This window comes from Polaromonas sp. P3_C2 (assembly GCF_056402675.1).
This window is the reverse complement of record NZ_JBFUGX010000027.1, coordinates 1-14,756: the sequence shown is the minus strand read 5'-3', so window position 1 is coordinate 14,756 and position 14,756 is coordinate 1. Positions and strand designations below refer to the sequence as shown.

The following is a 14,756-nucleotide window of genomic DNA, read 5'->3' as shown; positions in this document are numbered from 1 at the left end:
GCTGTCTCACCTGTCGATAGGCTTTGGCGTGGCATTCACGCCCATCAATTTGTTGTACTGCCTGATCGGCTGTATTTTGGGCACCCTGATTGGGGTTCTGCCGGGCATTGGCCCCGTGGCTACGATCGCCATGCTGTTGCCGGCCACCTATGCGCTGCCACCCGTGTCGGCGCTGATCATGCTGGCCGGTATTTATTACGGCGCCCAGTACGGTGGCTCCACCACCGCCATTCTGGTGAACCTGCCGGGGGAATCCTCTTCAGTGGTGACCTGTATTGACGGGTACCAGATGGCAAGAAAAGGCCGGGCCGGGCCCGCGCTTGCCGCGGCAGGCCTGGGATCTTTCTTTGCCGGTTGCGTAGGCACCTTGATACTGGCCGCATTTGCGCCGCCGCTGACCGAATTGGCCTTCAAATTCGGCCCTGCTGAATATTTTGCCCTGATGGTTCTGGGCCTGATCGGCGCCGTGGTGCTGGCTTCCGGCTCGCTGCTCAAGGCGATTGCCATGATCGTGCTGGGCCTGCTGCTGGGCCTTGTCGGCACTGACGTGAATTCCGGCGTGGCCCGCTTCAGTTTTGACATTCCCGAACTGACCGACGGCATCGGCTTCGTGACCATCGCCATGGGTGTGTTCGGTTACGGCGAAATCATCAGCAACCTGGCGCAGCCTGAGCATGAGCGCGAGGTGTTCACCGCCAAGGTGTCGGGCCTGTTCCCGACCAAGGAGGACTTCAAGAACATGTTGCCGGCCGTGCTGCGCGGTACCTTCCTGGGTTCTGCACTGGGCATTTTGCCGGGAGGTGGCGCGCTGCTCGCGGCCTTCGCTGCCTATGCACTGGAAAAGAAGATCAAGTCGAAGCCGGGCGAGGTGCCTTTCGGCCAGGGCAACATCCGCGGCGTGGCCGCACCCGAGTCGGCGAACAACGCCGGCGCGCAGACGTCTTTCATTCCGTTGCTCACTTTGGGTATTCCACCCAATGCCGTGATGGCCTTGATGGTGGGCGCCATGACGATCCACAACATCCAGCCCGGCCCCCAGGTCATGACCAGCAACCCCGAACTGTTCTGGGGCCTGATCGCCTCAATGTGGATCGGCAACGCGATGCTCGTGATCCTGAACCTGCCGCTGATCGGCATGTGGATCAAGCTGCTGACCGTGCCTTACCGCTACCTGTTCCCGGCCATCGTGCTTTTCTGCGCGATTGGCGTGTATTCCACCAACAACAACACCTTCGACATCTGGATGGTGGGCATCTTTGGTGTGATCGGCTACATGTTCGTCAAGCTCGGCTGCGAACCAGCTCCCTTGCTGCTGGGCTTCATCCTGGGCCCCATGATGGAAGAGAACCTGCGCCGGGCCCTGCTGCTTTCGCGCGGCGACTGGAGCGTGTTTGTGACGCGTCCGCTGTCGGCCGGGCTRCTGGGAGCTGCCTTGCTGCTGCTGGTCATCGTGTTGCTGCCGAGCATCAAAAACAAACGGGAAGAAGCTTTCGTCGAGGAATAATCGACAGGAGCCGGCGCGAAAGCGCATGCGAAAAAAGGCACCTTCGGGTGCCTTTTGTTTTGCCTGTTTGCCACATAGTCGGCGCTCAAAATCGTTGCACAATGGCCAGATGAAACGTAGACATATTATTTCCCTGGCTGCGGCTTCCGCCGTAACTTTCGCGGGCCCCGCCATGGCCCAGAACTACCCGTCCAAACCCATTCGCATGATCGTGCCGTTTCCGGCAGGCGGTGCGACGGACATCCTGGCACGGGCCCTGTCGCAAAAGCTGGGCGAGAAAATCGGCCAGACGGTCGTGGTCGAAAACCGGCCGGGCGCCGGCGGCACGATAGGCGCCGATGCGGCGTCCAAATCGCCTGCTGACGGCTACACGCTGCTGCTGGCGACTTCAAGCACCCACAGCATCGGGCCGGCCGTCAACTCCCGAATTCCCTACAACGCGGAAACCGACTTCACGCCGATTGCCTATGTGGCAAGTTCACCCAACGTGGTGCTGGTGCCCAACACGTCGCCGGCAAAGTCCATGGGCGAATTTATCGATCATGCACGCAAGAACCCCGGGCGTTTGAACTACGCGTCCAGCGGCAACGGCACCATCATCCACTTGATGAGCGAGTACTTCAAGGCGCAATCGGGGACCTTCATCCTGCACATCCCTTACCGCGGTACGGCGCTGGCCATGCCGGACCTGATCAGCGGCAAGATCGACGTGCTGTTCGACTCCTTCGTCACCGGCATGCCGCATGTGAAGGATGGAAAGCTGCGGGTCCTTGCGGTCACCAGCCTCAAACGCACGGCGCTCGCTCCCGATCTGCCAGCGGTGGCGGAAACCCTGCCGGGCTTTGAGTCGGTCACCTGGTTCGGGGTTTACGGCCCCAAAGGCATGGCGCCAGACCTGGCAGGCAAGGTCAACCAGGCCGTGAACGCAGCCCTGGCCGATGCCGATGTGAAAGACCGCTTTGCCAGGCTGGGCGCGGAACCCACGGGTGGCACGCCGCAGGCCTTTGCGGCCATGGTGAAGACGGACACGGCCAGGTGGAAGAAAATCATTGTCGAGCGGAAAATCAGCGCCGATTGATGCCTTTCACCGCATCGCGCCGCCTGGTCGTGACGATGCCGGTCAGTTTGACTTCCCGCCTGCGGTTGCACACCGTGACCGCCGGCACCCATTTTTTCTTTGCCTTGCCTTCAACAGGTGACCCATGAATTTCAACTACAGCAACCCCTACACCTCCACCCGCCTGCCGCTGTTTGCCCGCAACGTTGTTTCGACTTCGCACCCATTGGGCGCACAGGCCGGTTTGCGCATGATGCTCAAGGGCGGCAATGCAGTAGATGCCGCGATCGCTGCTGCAGCCGCCATGACCATCGTCGAGCCTGTCAGCAACGGCCTGGGCAGCGATGCTTTCTGCATCCTCTGGGACGGCAAGGAACTGCATGGACTGAATGCATCGGGCCGCGCGCCGCAAAGCTGGACGCCGGATTACTTCAAGCGCAAATACGGCAGCGATGCGCAGACGCCTCCCAAGCGCGGCATGGATTCCGTGAGCGTACCGGGCGCGGTGGCCGGCTGGGTAGCCTTGAGCGAGCGTTTCGGCAAGCTGCCCTTCGCCGACCTGATGGAGCCTGCGATTGAAATCGCCGAGCGCGGCTATTTGTTGCCGCCCGTGGTGCAGCAGAAGTGGGCGGCTGCTACGGAGGAGTTGAAGTCGCAGCCAGGTTTTTCCCAATCTTTCCTTCCCTGGGGCCGGGCGCCGAATGTTGGTGAGCTGTTCCAGTTCAAGGCCGCGGCCAAAGCGCTGCGTTCGATTGCGCAAACCAGGGGCACGGCGTATTACGGTGGCGCCATTGCCCAGGCCATCGAAAAATTCTCCGCACAAAACGGCGGCAGCATCACCGCCAAAGATTTTGAAAGCTACAAGCCGGAATGGGTCAAACCCATCGGCAAGGAGTACCGGGGCTATACCCTGCACGAAATTCCGCCGAACGGGCAGGGCATTGCGGCGCTGATTGCGCTGGGCATCCTTGATAAGTTCGATGTGGCCGGGCTGCCGGTTGACGGCGTGGATTCGCAGCACCTGCAGATCGAAGCCATGAAGCTGGCATTTGCCGATATTTACCGGTACGTGGCCGAGCCCTCGTCAATGGAGGTGACGGCCGAGCAAATGCTCGATGACGCGTACCTTGCATCCCGTGCCAAACTCATCGACATGAAAAAGGCACAGGACTTTGGCGCGGGCAACCCCGTCAAGGGTGGAACGATCTACCTGACGGCGGCCGACGAGAACGGCATGATGGTGAGCTTCATCCAGAGCAACTACATGGGTTTTGGTTCGGGCTGCGTCGAGCCGGAGTTCGGCATCAGCCTGCAGAACCGCGGACACGCCTTCAGCCTGCAGACGGGCGCCAACCAGGTCGCGCCTGGCAAGCGGCCTTTCCACACCATCATTCCGGCCTTCCTCAGCAAGGACGGCAAACCCGTGATGAGCTATGGCGTGATGGGCGCGAACATGCAACCGCAGGGCCACATGCAGACACTGGTGCGCATGCTGGACTACGGCCAGAGCCCACAGGTGGCTTGCGATGCGCCGCGCTGGCGCTACAACGCCGGCCTGGAGATCAATGTGGAGGCCACGATGGACCCGAGTACCGTGCAGGGCCTTGCCGACCGTGGCCACCGTATGGAAGTCATCAACGACTCCTACCAGGACTTCGGCGCTGGTCAGTTCATCTGGCGTGCCGGCAATCCCAAGGTCGAGGGTTATGTCGCGGCAAGCGATCCACGCCGTGACGGCCAGGCCGTGGGTTTCTAAGCAACCACCTTGACCGATACGCCCGACACATCCGATATAAAAATGCCTGCAGACCAAGCAGGTCATGCGCAAGCAGCTACCAAAAGCATAGCGCCCGGCTTGCTGCTCGCCACTTTCGGAGCGATTGCCTTCAGCGGTAAAGCCATCATCGTCAAGCTGGCCTATCGCTACGGCGTCGACGCCGTCACGCTGATCATGTACCGCATGCTGTTTGCGCTGCCCATCTTTGCGGTGATGGCGTGGTGGGCCAGCCGGGGCAAGGCGCCGCTGACGCGCAAGGACTGGCTGGGCGTGCTCTGGCTCGGTTTTACCGGCTACTACCTCGCCAGCTTCCTGGACTTCGCTGGCCTGGCATTTATCAGTGCCTCGCTGGAGCGGCTGATCCTCTATCTCAATCCCACGCTGGTGTTGCTGCTGGGCCTGGTGTTGTACAAGCGCCGAGTTGGCGCGCTGCAAATTGTCGGCATGGCCATCAGCTATTGCGGTGTGGTGCTGGTGTTCGGTCACGAGATCACGCTGCAGGGTGCGGACGCTGCCTGGGGTGCGCTGCTGGTGTTCCTGAGCGCGGTGAGCTACGCGCTTTATCTGGTTTACAGCGGTGAGATGGTCCGGCGGCTCGGCTCATTGCGCCTGGTGGGGCTGGCTACCACCGTGGCCTGCCTGTGTTGCCTGCTGCAGTTTGTGTTGCTGCGTCCCATGAGCGCGGCAGCCGTGGCGCCGGAGGTAATCTGGCTGTCACTGCTCAATGCCACGCTGTGCACGGCTGCACCCGTGCTGATGGTGATGATGGCGATCGAGCGCATCGGCGCCAGCATGGCCGCGCAAACCGGCATGGTGGGCCCGATGTCCACCATCCTGATGGGTGTGCTGATTCTGGGTGAGCCGTTCACGGCCTGGGTGGCGGCGGGGACGGTTTTAGTCATCGCCGGAATATTCGTCTTTACCAGAACCAGATAGCCCCCACGGTTGCTCACTTCGTGTAGCCTGCGGCTTCTCCCTGCCCCTTTTCATTACCCAGGGGCCGCTGCGCCTGCGGTCTGGCAAAGCCAGTCCCGCGGCCCCGGTTGGTGAAGAAGTGCCGCCGTCGTAGGCCCGTTACGTCCTAGTTCGTTTTCTTGCCGGTAGTGCGCGTGGGTGCGGGTGCCTGCGCGGTAGGCCGGCGGTTCGAAGCGCTCATTCGCTGCGCTACCGTGACGGACGGCTGGCCCGCGTAAGCATCGAGCCGGTTACCCATGGCCTGCTCAAGCTGGTTCAGGCGAACCTGTGCCGGTGGATGGGTGCTGAGCGACAGGGCGAATAGCGCATCGTCAGGCGCTGCGCTGCGCAGTTGCTGCAGCACCGCCACCAGGCCGTAGGGATCGAACCCTGCGCGCGCGGCGAGAGCCACGCCGGTACGGTCGGCGTCAAACTCGTCCTGCTGGTCCAGCCCCTTGGTGTACATGTTCTTGCCCAGCGCCAGCAACTGCGACGACACCAGGCCGCCCAGGTCGTTCTTCAGCTGAGAGCTGATCACCTGCGTCAGAAGGCCGGCGCGTGCCGCCTTGTTCATGGCGATCAGGTGGTGCTTGGCTGTGACATGGGTGATTTCATGGGCCAGGATGCCGGCCAGTTCGCTTTCGTCCGCCACGCGGTCCATCAGGCCCTTGGTGACGAAGACATAACCGCCTGGCGTGGCAAATGCGTTGAAGCCGGGGTCGTCGAGGATGGCGAAGGTCCAGGGCAGGTCGGGCCGCGATGACTGCAGGCTGATCCAGCGGCCCAGCTGGTTGATATAGCGCTGCGCGGCCACGTCAGGATAGAGCGGTTTGCTGCCCAGTAGCACGGCGGCCAGTTGCTGGCCGATCTGGATTTCACGTGGTTCGTCAATCTGATCCAGCGACTGCGACAACAGCTGGAACAGGTCACCACCTTGGGCCGCCTGCTGTCCGCCCGGTGTAAGGCTGGCGCCCAGCAACGCGCCGGCCAGACCGGCCGCTGAGTTGGGTTGCGCGGGGGCGGGCTGCGCCGGCTGGTTCGGGCGTATCAGTGACTGGAACAGGCCGCCCAGCGCCTTGCCCGCATCCTGGGCATGAGCGCCCAGAGGGAGCAGGCCGGCCAGCAGGGCCAATGCAAAAACCGCATGGCGTGCGGGCGTTGCCAGTGTTTGGAGGGTGTGAAGATTCATTGCGCTGCCTCTTGTCTTGTTTTTAGCCGCCGTATTGTTCGGTTCTGGTGCTGGGTGTGGCAGCCGGCGGTGTGGGTGTGGGCAGGGGATCGACCTGCCGGACGTTCAGCGAGGCACCGCCCGCGAACTGCCTGGCTTGCGCAGCGTTCGCACGGTTGGCGTCGGCTTGCGCCACGGCCGCCAGGTTGGGAACGGCATTGGCCAGGTCTTCCGCACCCAGGCCGCGAATGCCGACGGTGGATGTGGCAACTGCGCCGCCCGGCGCCTGTGCGCTGCCCTTGTTGAAAAAGCTCGAGAGGCTGCGCAGTGCACCGGTGCCGGCACCGGCCTGCGAGCTGGGGGCCGTGATGTCAAACATGTGCACCCAGCCGCTGGTGCCGTCGGCAGTGCGGACCTTGATCCACGCGCCGTTGCGCTCGCCCAGCCGGGTCACCGAGGTTTGAACCGGCAGCGGGGCCAGGCTGCGGGCCGATTCGCCCGGACCTTCGCGCAGTTGGGCTGCGCGCTTGATCAGTACGGCCTCGCCTTGCGGCTGGGCCTGTGCCKCCGCACTGAAAACCAGCATGGATGTGAGCAGGGGAGCGATAACCATTCCCGCCTGCATTTTGTATTTACTCAGTATCATGAGCCGCTCTCCCCCGTGGTTGTAATGAGGAATTATTATGGATTTGGGTATTGCAGGCAAATGGGCGCTGGTCTGCGGCGCCAGCAAGGGTTTGGGTCTGGGTTGCGCCGAGGCGCTGGTGCGCGAAGGCGTGCATGTGCAGATCGTGGCCCGCGGCGAAGAAACGCTGAAGGCCGCGGCTGAAAAACTGAAGGCGGACAAGGCCAAACCCGCGGGCACCAGCGTTCAGTATGTTGCCGCCGACATCACCACGCCCGAAGGCCGCGCCTCGGTTTTTGCGCTGCGCAAGGACTTCGACATCGTGGTGACCAATGCCGGCGGTCCCCCGCCCGGCGACTTCCGCGACTGGGACCGTGATGCCTGGCTCAAGGCGGTGGATGCCAACATGCTGACCCCCATTGAACTGATCAAGGCCACGGTCGACGGCATGGCGGCACGCGGCTTCGGGCGCATCGTCAACATCACTTCCAGTTCGGTCAAGTCGCCCATCGACATCCTGGGCCTGTCCAACGGCGCGCGCAGCGGGCTGACCGGCTTCGTGGCCGGCGTGGCACGCACCAAACTCGCGGCGCAGGGCGTCACCATCAACAACCTGTTGCCGGGCGCCTTCGACACCGACCGCCTGCGCGGCACCATGAGCGGCGCGGCGCAAAAAACCGGTCAACCTCTTGAGGCCATCATGGACGCGCGCCGCAAGAACATCCCGGCCCAGCGCTTCGGCACGCCCGAAGAGTTCGGCGCCATCTGCGCTTTCCTGTGCAGCATGCATGCCGCCTACATGACAGGGCAGAACGTGCTGGCCGACGGCGGGGCCTATCCGGGCACCTATTGAGCATTAAGCGCCCGCCCTTGAGCCTGGACTACCTCCACTTCGATTACGCGGAAGACGGTGACGGCACGGGCACGCTGGAGGCTGTAGCGTCAACCTGGCCCGAGCAGGTGCAGGCCGCGCACGCCGAGGTCGTCCAGGTGCTGGCGTGGGCGCATGCGGAATTCCCCGGGCGGCGCGGCCCGCTCGAGGAAGGCTTTGACTGGGACTACGACCTGCATGGCATGCAGGAGATGACGGCACCCGAGGCCTTGCGCTATGACGAGGCAGCACATCGCCTGAAGGTGGAAGCCGGCACGCCCGGCAAGCCGCGGCACACGCTGACCCTGTCGTTCAGCGGGACCGCGGAGTTTTGCGATGCGTTCAGGCGGCACTTCGGCCTGGACCAGGATTGAGTGCCGAAGGCACTCAAGTTAGCGTTAACATTCGGGCATGAAGTCACCCACAGAGACGCTGCGAAAAGCCAAGCGCGCCCCGCGCCCCGGAACCGGCGGCATCACCCTCAGCGACGTGGCCAGCCTGGCCGGTGTTTCGGCCATCACGGTGTCGCGCGCGCTCAACACACCGGCGGCCGTGTCCCCCGAAACCCTGGAGCGCGTGCGCAGCGCGATTTCGCGCAGCGGCTATGTGCCTAACCTCATCGCCGGCGGCCTGGCGTCCAATCGCAGCCGCCTGGTGGCGGCCCTGGTGCCCACCATCGCCGGCCCGGTGTTCCTGGAAACCATACAGGCGCTGACCGACGCACTGGCCGAGGCCGGCTGCCAGCTGATCCTTGGGCAAAGCGGCTACGGCGGCGCGCGCGAAGACGCGTTGATCGATGCCATCGTGGGCCGACGGCCCGACGGCATCGTGCTGACCGGCATCATGCATTCGCCGGAAGGGCGGCGCCGCCTGCTGGCCTCGGGTATTCCCATCGTCGAGACCTGGGACATCACGCCCACGCCCATAGACATGATTGTGGGTTTCTCCCACGAGAAAGTCGGCGCGGCGGTAGCAGACTACCTGTACGACCAGGGCTTTCGCCGGCCCGGTGTGGTCATCGCGGAAGACCAGCGCGCCATGCGCCGCCGCACCGGATTCGAGGCGCGGCTGGCCGAGCTGGGCGTGCACGGCATCCCGGTCTGTACCGTGCCTGCGCCTTCATCGCTGGCCAACGGCAGGGCCGGTTTCGCCGACCTGCGCGCGCGTCATCCTGATATTGATGTGGTTTTTTGTGGTTCCGACGTCATTGCCCACGGCGTCATCACCGAGGCCCAGGCATTGGGTCTGTCTATTCCGGGTGATGTGGCGGTCATGGGTTTTGGTGATCTCCCGTTTGCTGCTTTTACCCATCCCTCCCTGAGCACGGTGCGTATCGACGGCACATCCATAGGTCGTCAGGCGGCCCGATTCATCCTCGACGTCGCTGAAAACCGCGACGTCGGCGCGCGGGTGCGAGACCTAGGGTTTCTCATAGTAAAAAGAGCCAGCGCCTGACTTGACGCACGGTGGGCCTTTATCCTAATATTCATTTGTTAGCGCTAACAAATTGGTTGAGGCAATAGTCAATTAATTTTCTGTTGTCAGGCGGCCCCAGCCCCTTGTTTTGCTAATGCGATGCAGGCCACCGACCTTGCCGCCGGCAAATAAAAAGGAGACAAACATGAGTCAGAACACTATGCGTGCGCGGCGCGGGTTTCTCAAAACCGCTATTGGCGCCAAGGCTGCGAGGGCCGCTTTCGTGTGCGCGGCTGCGGCCGTGGGCCTGCTGGCCCTTCCAGTTCAGGCCCAGACCGACTACCCGTCGAGGGCGATCAAGCTGATTGTTCCGTTCCCGGCAGGCGGCACCAGCGATGTGATGGGACGCATGATTGCGGAAGAGTTGACAAAAGCCCTGAAGCAGCCCGTGATTGTGGAGAACCTCGGCGGCGCGGGCGGGGTCATCGGCACAGAGAAGGGCGCCAAAGCCGCGCCCGATGGCTATACGCTGATACAAACAGGTGTTGGCCAGAATGCGGTTGCGCACGGTCTCAACCCCAAGCTCGGCTACGACTCTGTCAAGGATTTCATCCACGTCACGCAGGTCCATTCAGGACCGAACGTGCTGGTGGTCCATCCTTCTGCGCCTTTTAACACCTTCCAGGAGCTGATTGCTTACGGGAAAGCCAATCCCGGCAAACTGAGCTATGGCTATGTGCCTGCGGCCTCGGGGCACATGGCGATGGAGCTGCTCAAGCAAACCGTCGGCACCTGCTCGGGCGTCAAAAAAGAAAACTGCAAGCCCCTGTTCATGGTCGGCATTCCCTACCGGGGCGGCGGCCCCATGCTGACGGATATTCTCGGCGGACAGATACCCTTGATGTTCATCAACCAGGATGTGGCGTTGCCGCATATCAAGGCGGGCAAGCTCCGGGCCCTGGCTGTGACCAGCCTGGCGCGCAATCCGCTGTACCCGGACGTGCCCACCATTCACGAATCGGGTTACCCCGGTTTCTCCGCTCTGTCGTGGTCCGGCCTGTCGCTCCCCAAAGGCACGCCCAAGCCCATTGTGGACAAAATAGAAGCTGCCGCTGTCAACGCGATGCAGTCCCCCGCCATCCGCGCGCGGATGGAGGCCAACGGTTTTGTGGTGCCGGCCCAGGGCAGTACGGAATACACACAGTTCGTGGCACGGGAGCTGGACCGCTGGACGCGGGTCATCAAGGTCGCCGGCATCAAGGCTGAATGATGGTTGGGCGGATGAAAAGTATCAAAATCAGCGCAGTCCGAATCACGCCCATCGCGTTTCGCGATGCGCCGCTGCTCAACGCCAGCGGTATCCACGAGCCCTGGGCGCTGCGCAGCATTGTCGAGATGGAAACTTCGGACGGGCGCGTTGGCATCTCTGAAACCTATGGTGACGAGCCCATGGTGAAAGTGCTGGAGCAGGCCCGTGCCCTGGTCCTCGGCTTGTCTCCGTTTGGGCTGAACGTCATGGAAGAGCGCGTACGCGCAGCCATCAAGCCCGGACACGCCACTGACGGCAGCGTGCAGTTCGAGCTTGCACCGGGCTCGCACACTGCCAAAAATGCCGACAAGGTCATCAGTGCGATGGAAGTCGCCATGCTCGACCTGCAAGGGCAGATCCTGGGCATGCCCGTGTGCGACTTGCTGGGCGGTGCCGTACGCGCAGAGGTGCCTTACAGCGCCTATCTGTTCTACAAATACGCAGAGCACGCTGACAAACCTTATGCACCCGACGCCTGGGGCGAAGCCGTTACGCCTGAGCAGGTTGTGAAGCAGGCGCAGCGGATGGTGAGCCTTTATGGCTTCAAGAGCATCAAGCTCAAGGGCGGTGTGTTCCCGCCGACTGAAGAAATCGCCGCCATGAAGGCGCTGTCCAAGGCCTTCCCCGGTGTGCCCTTGCGGCTGGACCCGAACGCCAACTGGACGCTGGAGACCAGCATCGCCGCCGCAAAAGAACTCGATGACTTGCTGGAATACTACGAAGACCCGGCACCCGGCCAGGAGGCCATGGCCGAGCTGGCCCGGCACTGCCGCATGCCGCTGGCGACCAACATGTGCGTCACCACGATGGAGGAGTTCAAGCGCAATGCCTCCACGCATGCGGTCAGTATCCTGCTGTCAGACCACCACTACTGGGGTGGCCTGCGCGCCACGGCCTCACTGGCGCGCATGTGCAGCGTTTTCGGCATGGGCATGTCCATGCATTCGAACTCGCACCTCGGCATCAGCCTGATGGCCATGACGCACGCCGCCGCCGCGATTCCCAACCTTACCTATGCCTGCGACACGCATTACCCTTGGCAAGAAGAAGAAGTCATCAAGGGCGGACGGATCCAATTCGACCAAGGCGCAGTCAAGGTGCCGACGGCGCCCGGCCTGGGCGTCGAACTAGACCAGGCCAAGCTGGCCGAATTGCACCGGCAATACCTGGATTGCGGCATCCGCAACCGCAACGACCTCGCGCAGATGCGCAAGTACCAGCCGGGGTTTTCCGGCATCAGCCCGCGTTTTTAAGAGGCCGGCAGGAGCCTCGCATTTTTCCATTTCCTGTTTGCAGTTCACACCAACAACGAAGGAGACAAGATCATGAGCAAGTTCAAGTATTTGAAGTCCCGCCTGGCCCGGGGCCTGTGGGCCGCAGGCTTTCTGACATCGCTCGCGGGCATATCTGCATTCATGGCCGGAACGGCCCATGCGGAGCCCGTGACGCTCAATGTCGTCGACGTGGCGGGCAACCTGGCGCTGACGCAGGAGGCACTGGAAAGTTTTGCTGCGAAAAATCCGAACCTGGTGTCGCGCATTACCTTCACCAAGGCGCCGGCACCCGAGCTGCCCGGAAAAATCCGGGCCATGCAGGCCGCTGGCCGCACTGACATCGACCTGGTACTGACCGGCACCGATGCGCTGGCTGCCGGCATGGCGCTCAATCTCTGGGAGCCCATGCTGCCTGCGCATGCCGCGAAGTTCCCCAATTTGATGGACAACTACCAGCCCAGCGCCCGCAAGATGCAGGACCTGACCAACGGCCTGGCCGTCATGGTGACCTATATGCCTGCGGGCCCGCTGCTCGAGTACAACCCCGACAAGGTCAAGGCACCGCCTAAAACACCGGCTGAGTTGCTGGCCTGGTGCAAGGCCAACCCCAACAAGCTGATTTACGCTCGCCCCGCCAACTCGGGCCCGGGCCGCACGTTTCTGATGGGCTTGCCCTACCTGCTCGGCGACAAGGATCCCAAGGAACCCATGGCCGGCTGGGACAAGACCTGGGCTTACCTGAAAGAGCTCAACAGCTGCATCGAGTACTACCCCACAGGCACCGGCGCCGTGATGAAGGAGCTCGGAGAAGGCTCGCGCGACATGACCGTTACGGTGACCGGCTGGGATATCAATCCGCGCGCGCTGGGCGTGGTGCCCAAGCAGTTCAAGGTGGCGGCACTCAACGGCTTCACCTGGGTTAATGACGCGCACTACATGGCGATGCCCAAGGGCTTGCCCGCCGCCCGTCAGGCGGCGGTGATGGAACTGATGGCCTACCTGCTCAAACCCGAGCAGCAGGCGCTGACCTATGACTCCGGCTACTTTTACCCCGGCCCGGCCGTGAAAAACGTTCCGCTGACCGCTGCGCCGCAAAAGAGCCAGGACATCATCAAGGAATACGGCCGCCCCGAGTACGCCGACTGGATCGCCAAGCAGCCGCACACCCAGCCGCTGGATGACAAGGCCATGGTCGCCGCCTTCAAGAAGTGGGATCAGGAAATCGGTTCCGGCAAAGGCAAGTAAGAGCCGCACACAAAACCCTCCTGGCGTTGTTGCGCCGCCTAGCCAGGATCGCTTCGCCGGGTTTTGTGCACGGCTCTGAACGCGGCCCTTGAATAACAAGCAAGCCCGCTGCGGGTGTGAAGAAGGTTTTTGACATGGTGATGCCCAACACCGCGGGACGGCCCGCGGGAAAAAACGAGTTCAGGCAGCTGCGCCTGGACGGCGTGAGCCGCAGCTTCGGCGGCGCCCACGCGCTCGAGAAACTCTCGCTTACCATAGAGCGTGGCGAGTTCATCGCGCTGCTGGGCCCTTCGGGCTGCGGCAAGTCCACCGCGCTCAATTGCATGGCGGGGCTGCTGCCGCTGTCGGACGGAAGTATCTGGCTGGACCAGCAACGCATCGATACGCTGCCACCGGAGAGGCGCGGCTTTGGCATGGTGTTCCAGAACTACGCGCTGTTCCCACATCTTTCGGTCAGCCGCAATGTGGGCTTCGGCCTGAAGATGCGCGGCATGCCGGCGGCAGAAATCGACAGGCGCGTGGCGGCGGCGCTGGACACCGTGCAACTGCTGGGACACGCGGACAAGCTGCCCGGGCAGCTCTCGGGCGGGCAGCAGCAGCGCGTGGCTATCGCGCGTGCCATCGTCATCGAACCGCCGCTGATCCTGATGGATGAGCCGCTGTCCAACCTGGACGCCAAGCTGCGCATTGAAATGCGCTCTGAAATACGCCGTATCCATCGCGCTCAGGGCTGCTCCACGGTGTATGTGACGCACGACCAGGACGAGGCGCTCGCCATGGCTGACCGTGTGGTGGTGATGAAGCTGGGTGTGGTGCAGCAGGTCGGCACGCCGCAAGAGGTGTTCGCGCGGCCGGCCACGCTGGATGTGGCGCGCTTCATGGGCTACCGCAATGTTCTGCCGGCCCGCGTGCTGCGTTCAGGCGGTGACCATGTCACGGTCGAAGGTGTAGGCGGCGTGCGTCTGGCGGGCACGGCCATGCAAGCATTGACTGACGGCGCCGGCGTGATGGTGGCCGTGCGGCCTGACGAGATCGCGATCAGTGAGGGCGCGCATGCATTCCCAGGGACAGTGGAAACCGCGGAGTACGGCGGCCGTGAATGGCTTCTCCAGGTCAGGACGGCATTCGACGATTTGCTCTACGTGCGTTCCGCGCGCGTGGTCTCGCCTGGCGACACCGTGATGCTGGTTGCGGCGCCGGAACGGGTTCTGGTTTATGCGGAGGAGTCCTGATGGCCACATTTGCCACGCCCTCGCCGGTTAACCGTTCGCGCCCGCCGCTGGACCCGGCCGTGATGCTGGTCGCGCCGGCGGCCGCGGTGATGATCATGTTTTTTGTCTACCCCTTCGCCTACGGCCTGCTGCTGTCCTTTCAGCCGGCGCAGGGCGGGGTGCTGCAGAACTACATTCATTTCTTCCAGACGCGCGACCTGTGGCAGACCATAGGCAACACCCTGCAGCTGGCCCTGCCGGCCACGTTGATCAATATCGGGTTCGCACTGGCGATCGCCTATGCCACGCGGACCAAAAGCCCTTACCAGCGCCTGTTGTCTACCT

Annotated in this window: 13 protein-coding genes and 1 pseudogene; 12 read left to right on the top strand and 2 right to left on the bottom strand. The window is 62.9% G+C overall.

What is annotated here, in order from left to right:
• The first annotated feature begins 1 nt into the window (after position 1).
• The 4 genes from AC1DWI_RS02600 to AC1DWI_RS02585 all read left to right on the top strand — a co-directional run bounded on the left by AC1DWI_RS02600 (position 2) and on the right by AC1DWI_RS02585 (position 5,274).
• Positions 2–1,504, top strand: coding sequence for a tripartite tricarboxylate transporter permease (locus AC1DWI_RS02600; RefSeq protein ID WP_477724329.1), 1,503 nt, complete (start codon positions 2–4; stop codon positions 1,502–1,504).
• A gap of 109 nt (positions 1,505–1,613) precedes the next feature.
• Positions 1,614–2,582 carry a Bug family tripartite tricarboxylate transporter substrate binding protein gene (locus tag AC1DWI_RS02595; RefSeq protein WP_477669707.1) on the top strand — a complete coding sequence of 323 codons (969 nt, stop codon included), beginning with the start codon at positions 1,614–1,616 and terminating at the stop codon, positions 2,580–2,582.
• Positions 2,583–2,706: 124 nt separating this feature from the next.
• Positions 2,707–4,317 (top strand): gamma-glutamyltransferase family protein, encoded by a 1,611-nt coding sequence (locus AC1DWI_RS02590; protein WP_477669706.1) that lies wholly within the window; start codon positions 2,707–2,709, stop codon positions 4,315–4,317.
• A 42-nt stretch (positions 4,318–4,359) separates the two neighbouring features.
• On the top strand, positions 4,360–5,274 hold the full coding sequence (locus AC1DWI_RS02585; RefSeq protein WP_477669705.1) for a DMT family transporter: 915 nt from the start codon (positions 4,360–4,362) through the stop codon (positions 5,272–5,274).
• Between the two features lie 145 nt (positions 5,275–5,419).
• Here the strand turns inward: AC1DWI_RS02585 and AC1DWI_RS02580 are convergent, their stop codons facing one another.
• Both AC1DWI_RS02580 and AC1DWI_RS02575 read right to left on the bottom strand, forming a co-directional pair.
• Positions 5,420–6,481 (bottom strand): M48 family metalloprotease, encoded by a 1,062-nt coding sequence (locus AC1DWI_RS02580; protein WP_477669704.1) that lies wholly within the window; start codon positions 6,479–6,481, stop codon positions 5,420–5,422.
• Between the two features lie 22 nt (positions 6,482–6,503).
• Positions 6,504–7,073 (bottom strand): SH3 domain-containing protein, encoded by a 570-nt coding sequence (locus AC1DWI_RS02575; protein ID WP_477724328.1) that lies wholly within the window; start codon positions 7,071–7,073, stop codon positions 6,504–6,506.
• 70 nt (positions 7,074–7,143) lie between these two features.
• On the opposite strand from AC1DWI_RS02575, the gene AC1DWI_RS02570 reads away from it, so the two are divergent.
• The 8 genes and pseudogenes from AC1DWI_RS02570 to AC1DWI_RS02535 form a co-directional block, all read left to right on the top strand.
• Positions 7,144–7,938 (top strand): SDR family oxidoreductase, encoded by a 795-nt coding sequence (locus AC1DWI_RS02570; RefSeq protein ID WP_477669702.1) that lies wholly within the window; start codon positions 7,144–7,146, stop codon positions 7,936–7,938.
• Between the two features lie 17 nt (positions 7,939–7,955).
• Complete coding sequence (locus tag AC1DWI_RS02565; RefSeq protein ID WP_477669701.1) at positions 7,956–8,330, top strand: hypothetical protein; 375 nt, start codon at positions 7,956–7,958, stop codon at positions 8,328–8,330.
• 37 nt (positions 8,331–8,367) lie between these two features.
• Positions 8,368–9,411, top strand: coding sequence for a LacI family DNA-binding transcriptional regulator (locus tag AC1DWI_RS02560; RefSeq protein WP_477669700.1), 1,044 nt, complete (start codon positions 8,368–8,370; stop codon positions 9,409–9,411).
• A 166-nt stretch (positions 9,412–9,577) separates the two neighbouring features.
• The gene (locus AC1DWI_RS02555; RefSeq protein ID WP_477669699.1) at positions 9,578–10,642 is read left to right on the top strand and encodes a Bug family tripartite tricarboxylate transporter substrate binding protein; all 1,065 of its coding nucleotides are present in this window, start codon (positions 9,578–9,580) and stop codon (positions 10,640–10,642) included.
• An 11-nt stretch (positions 10,643–10,653) separates the two neighbouring features.
• Positions 10,654–11,934, top strand: a complete 1,281-nt coding sequence (locus tag AC1DWI_RS02550; protein ID WP_477669698.1) for a glucarate dehydratase family protein — start codon at positions 10,654–10,656, stop codon at positions 11,932–11,934.
• Between the two features lie 72 nt (positions 11,935–12,006).
• The gene (locus tag AC1DWI_RS02545) at positions 12,007–13,200 is read left to right on the top strand and encodes an ABC transporter substrate-binding protein (RefSeq protein ID WP_477669697.1); all 1,194 of its coding nucleotides are present in this window, start codon (positions 12,007–12,009) and stop codon (positions 13,198–13,200) included.
• A gap of 134 nt (positions 13,201–13,334) precedes the next feature.
• Positions 13,335–14,432, top strand: a complete 1,098-nt coding sequence (locus tag AC1DWI_RS02540) for an ABC transporter ATP-binding protein (RefSeq protein WP_477669696.1) — start codon at positions 13,335–13,337, stop codon at positions 14,430–14,432.
• Positions 14,432–14,756: pseudogene (locus AC1DWI_RS02535) on the top strand (ABC transporter permease); the annotation flags it as partial. The gene AC1DWI_RS02540 and the pseudogene AC1DWI_RS02535, both read left to right, overlap by 1 nt.

Excerpts from the sequence above, each read along its gene's own strand:
- AC1DWI_RS02585 (WP_477669705.1), top strand. The coding sequence starts at position 4,360 with ATGCCTGCAGACCAAGCAGGTCATGCGCAAGCAGCTACCAAAAGCATA.
- AC1DWI_RS02590 (WP_477669706.1), top strand. The coding sequence starts at position 2,707 with ATGAATTTCAACTACAGCAACCCCTACACCTCCACCCGCCTGCCGCTG.
- AC1DWI_RS02580 (WP_477669704.1), bottom strand. The coding sequence starts at position 6,481 with ATGAATCTTCACACCCTCCAAACACTGGCAACGCCCGCACGCCATGCG.
- AC1DWI_RS02570 (WP_477669702.1), top strand. The coding sequence starts at position 7,144 with ATGGATTTGGGTATTGCAGGCAAATGGGCGCTGGTCTGCGGCGCCAGC.
- AC1DWI_RS02550 (WP_477669698.1), top strand. The coding sequence starts at position 10,654 with ATGAAAAGTATCAAAATCAGCGCAGTCCGAATCACGCCCATCGCGTTT.
- AC1DWI_RS02540 (WP_477669696.1), top strand. The coding sequence starts at position 13,335 with ATGGTGATGCCCAACACCGCGGGACGGCCCGCGGGAAAAAACGAGTTC.
- AC1DWI_RS02545 (WP_477669697.1), top strand. The coding sequence starts at position 12,007 with ATGAGCAAGTTCAAGTATTTGAAGTCCCGCCTGGCCCGGGGCCTGTGG.
- AC1DWI_RS02555 (WP_477669699.1), top strand. The coding sequence starts at position 9,578 with ATGAGTCAGAACACTATGCGTGCGCGGCGCGGGTTTCTCAAAACCGCT.
- AC1DWI_RS02560 (WP_477669700.1), top strand. The coding sequence starts at position 8,368 with ATGAAGTCACCCACAGAGACGCTGCGAAAAGCCAAGCGCGCCCCGCGC.
- AC1DWI_RS02595 (WP_477669707.1), top strand. The coding sequence starts at position 1,614 with ATGAAACGTAGACATATTATTTCCCTGGCTGCGGCTTCCGCCGTAACT.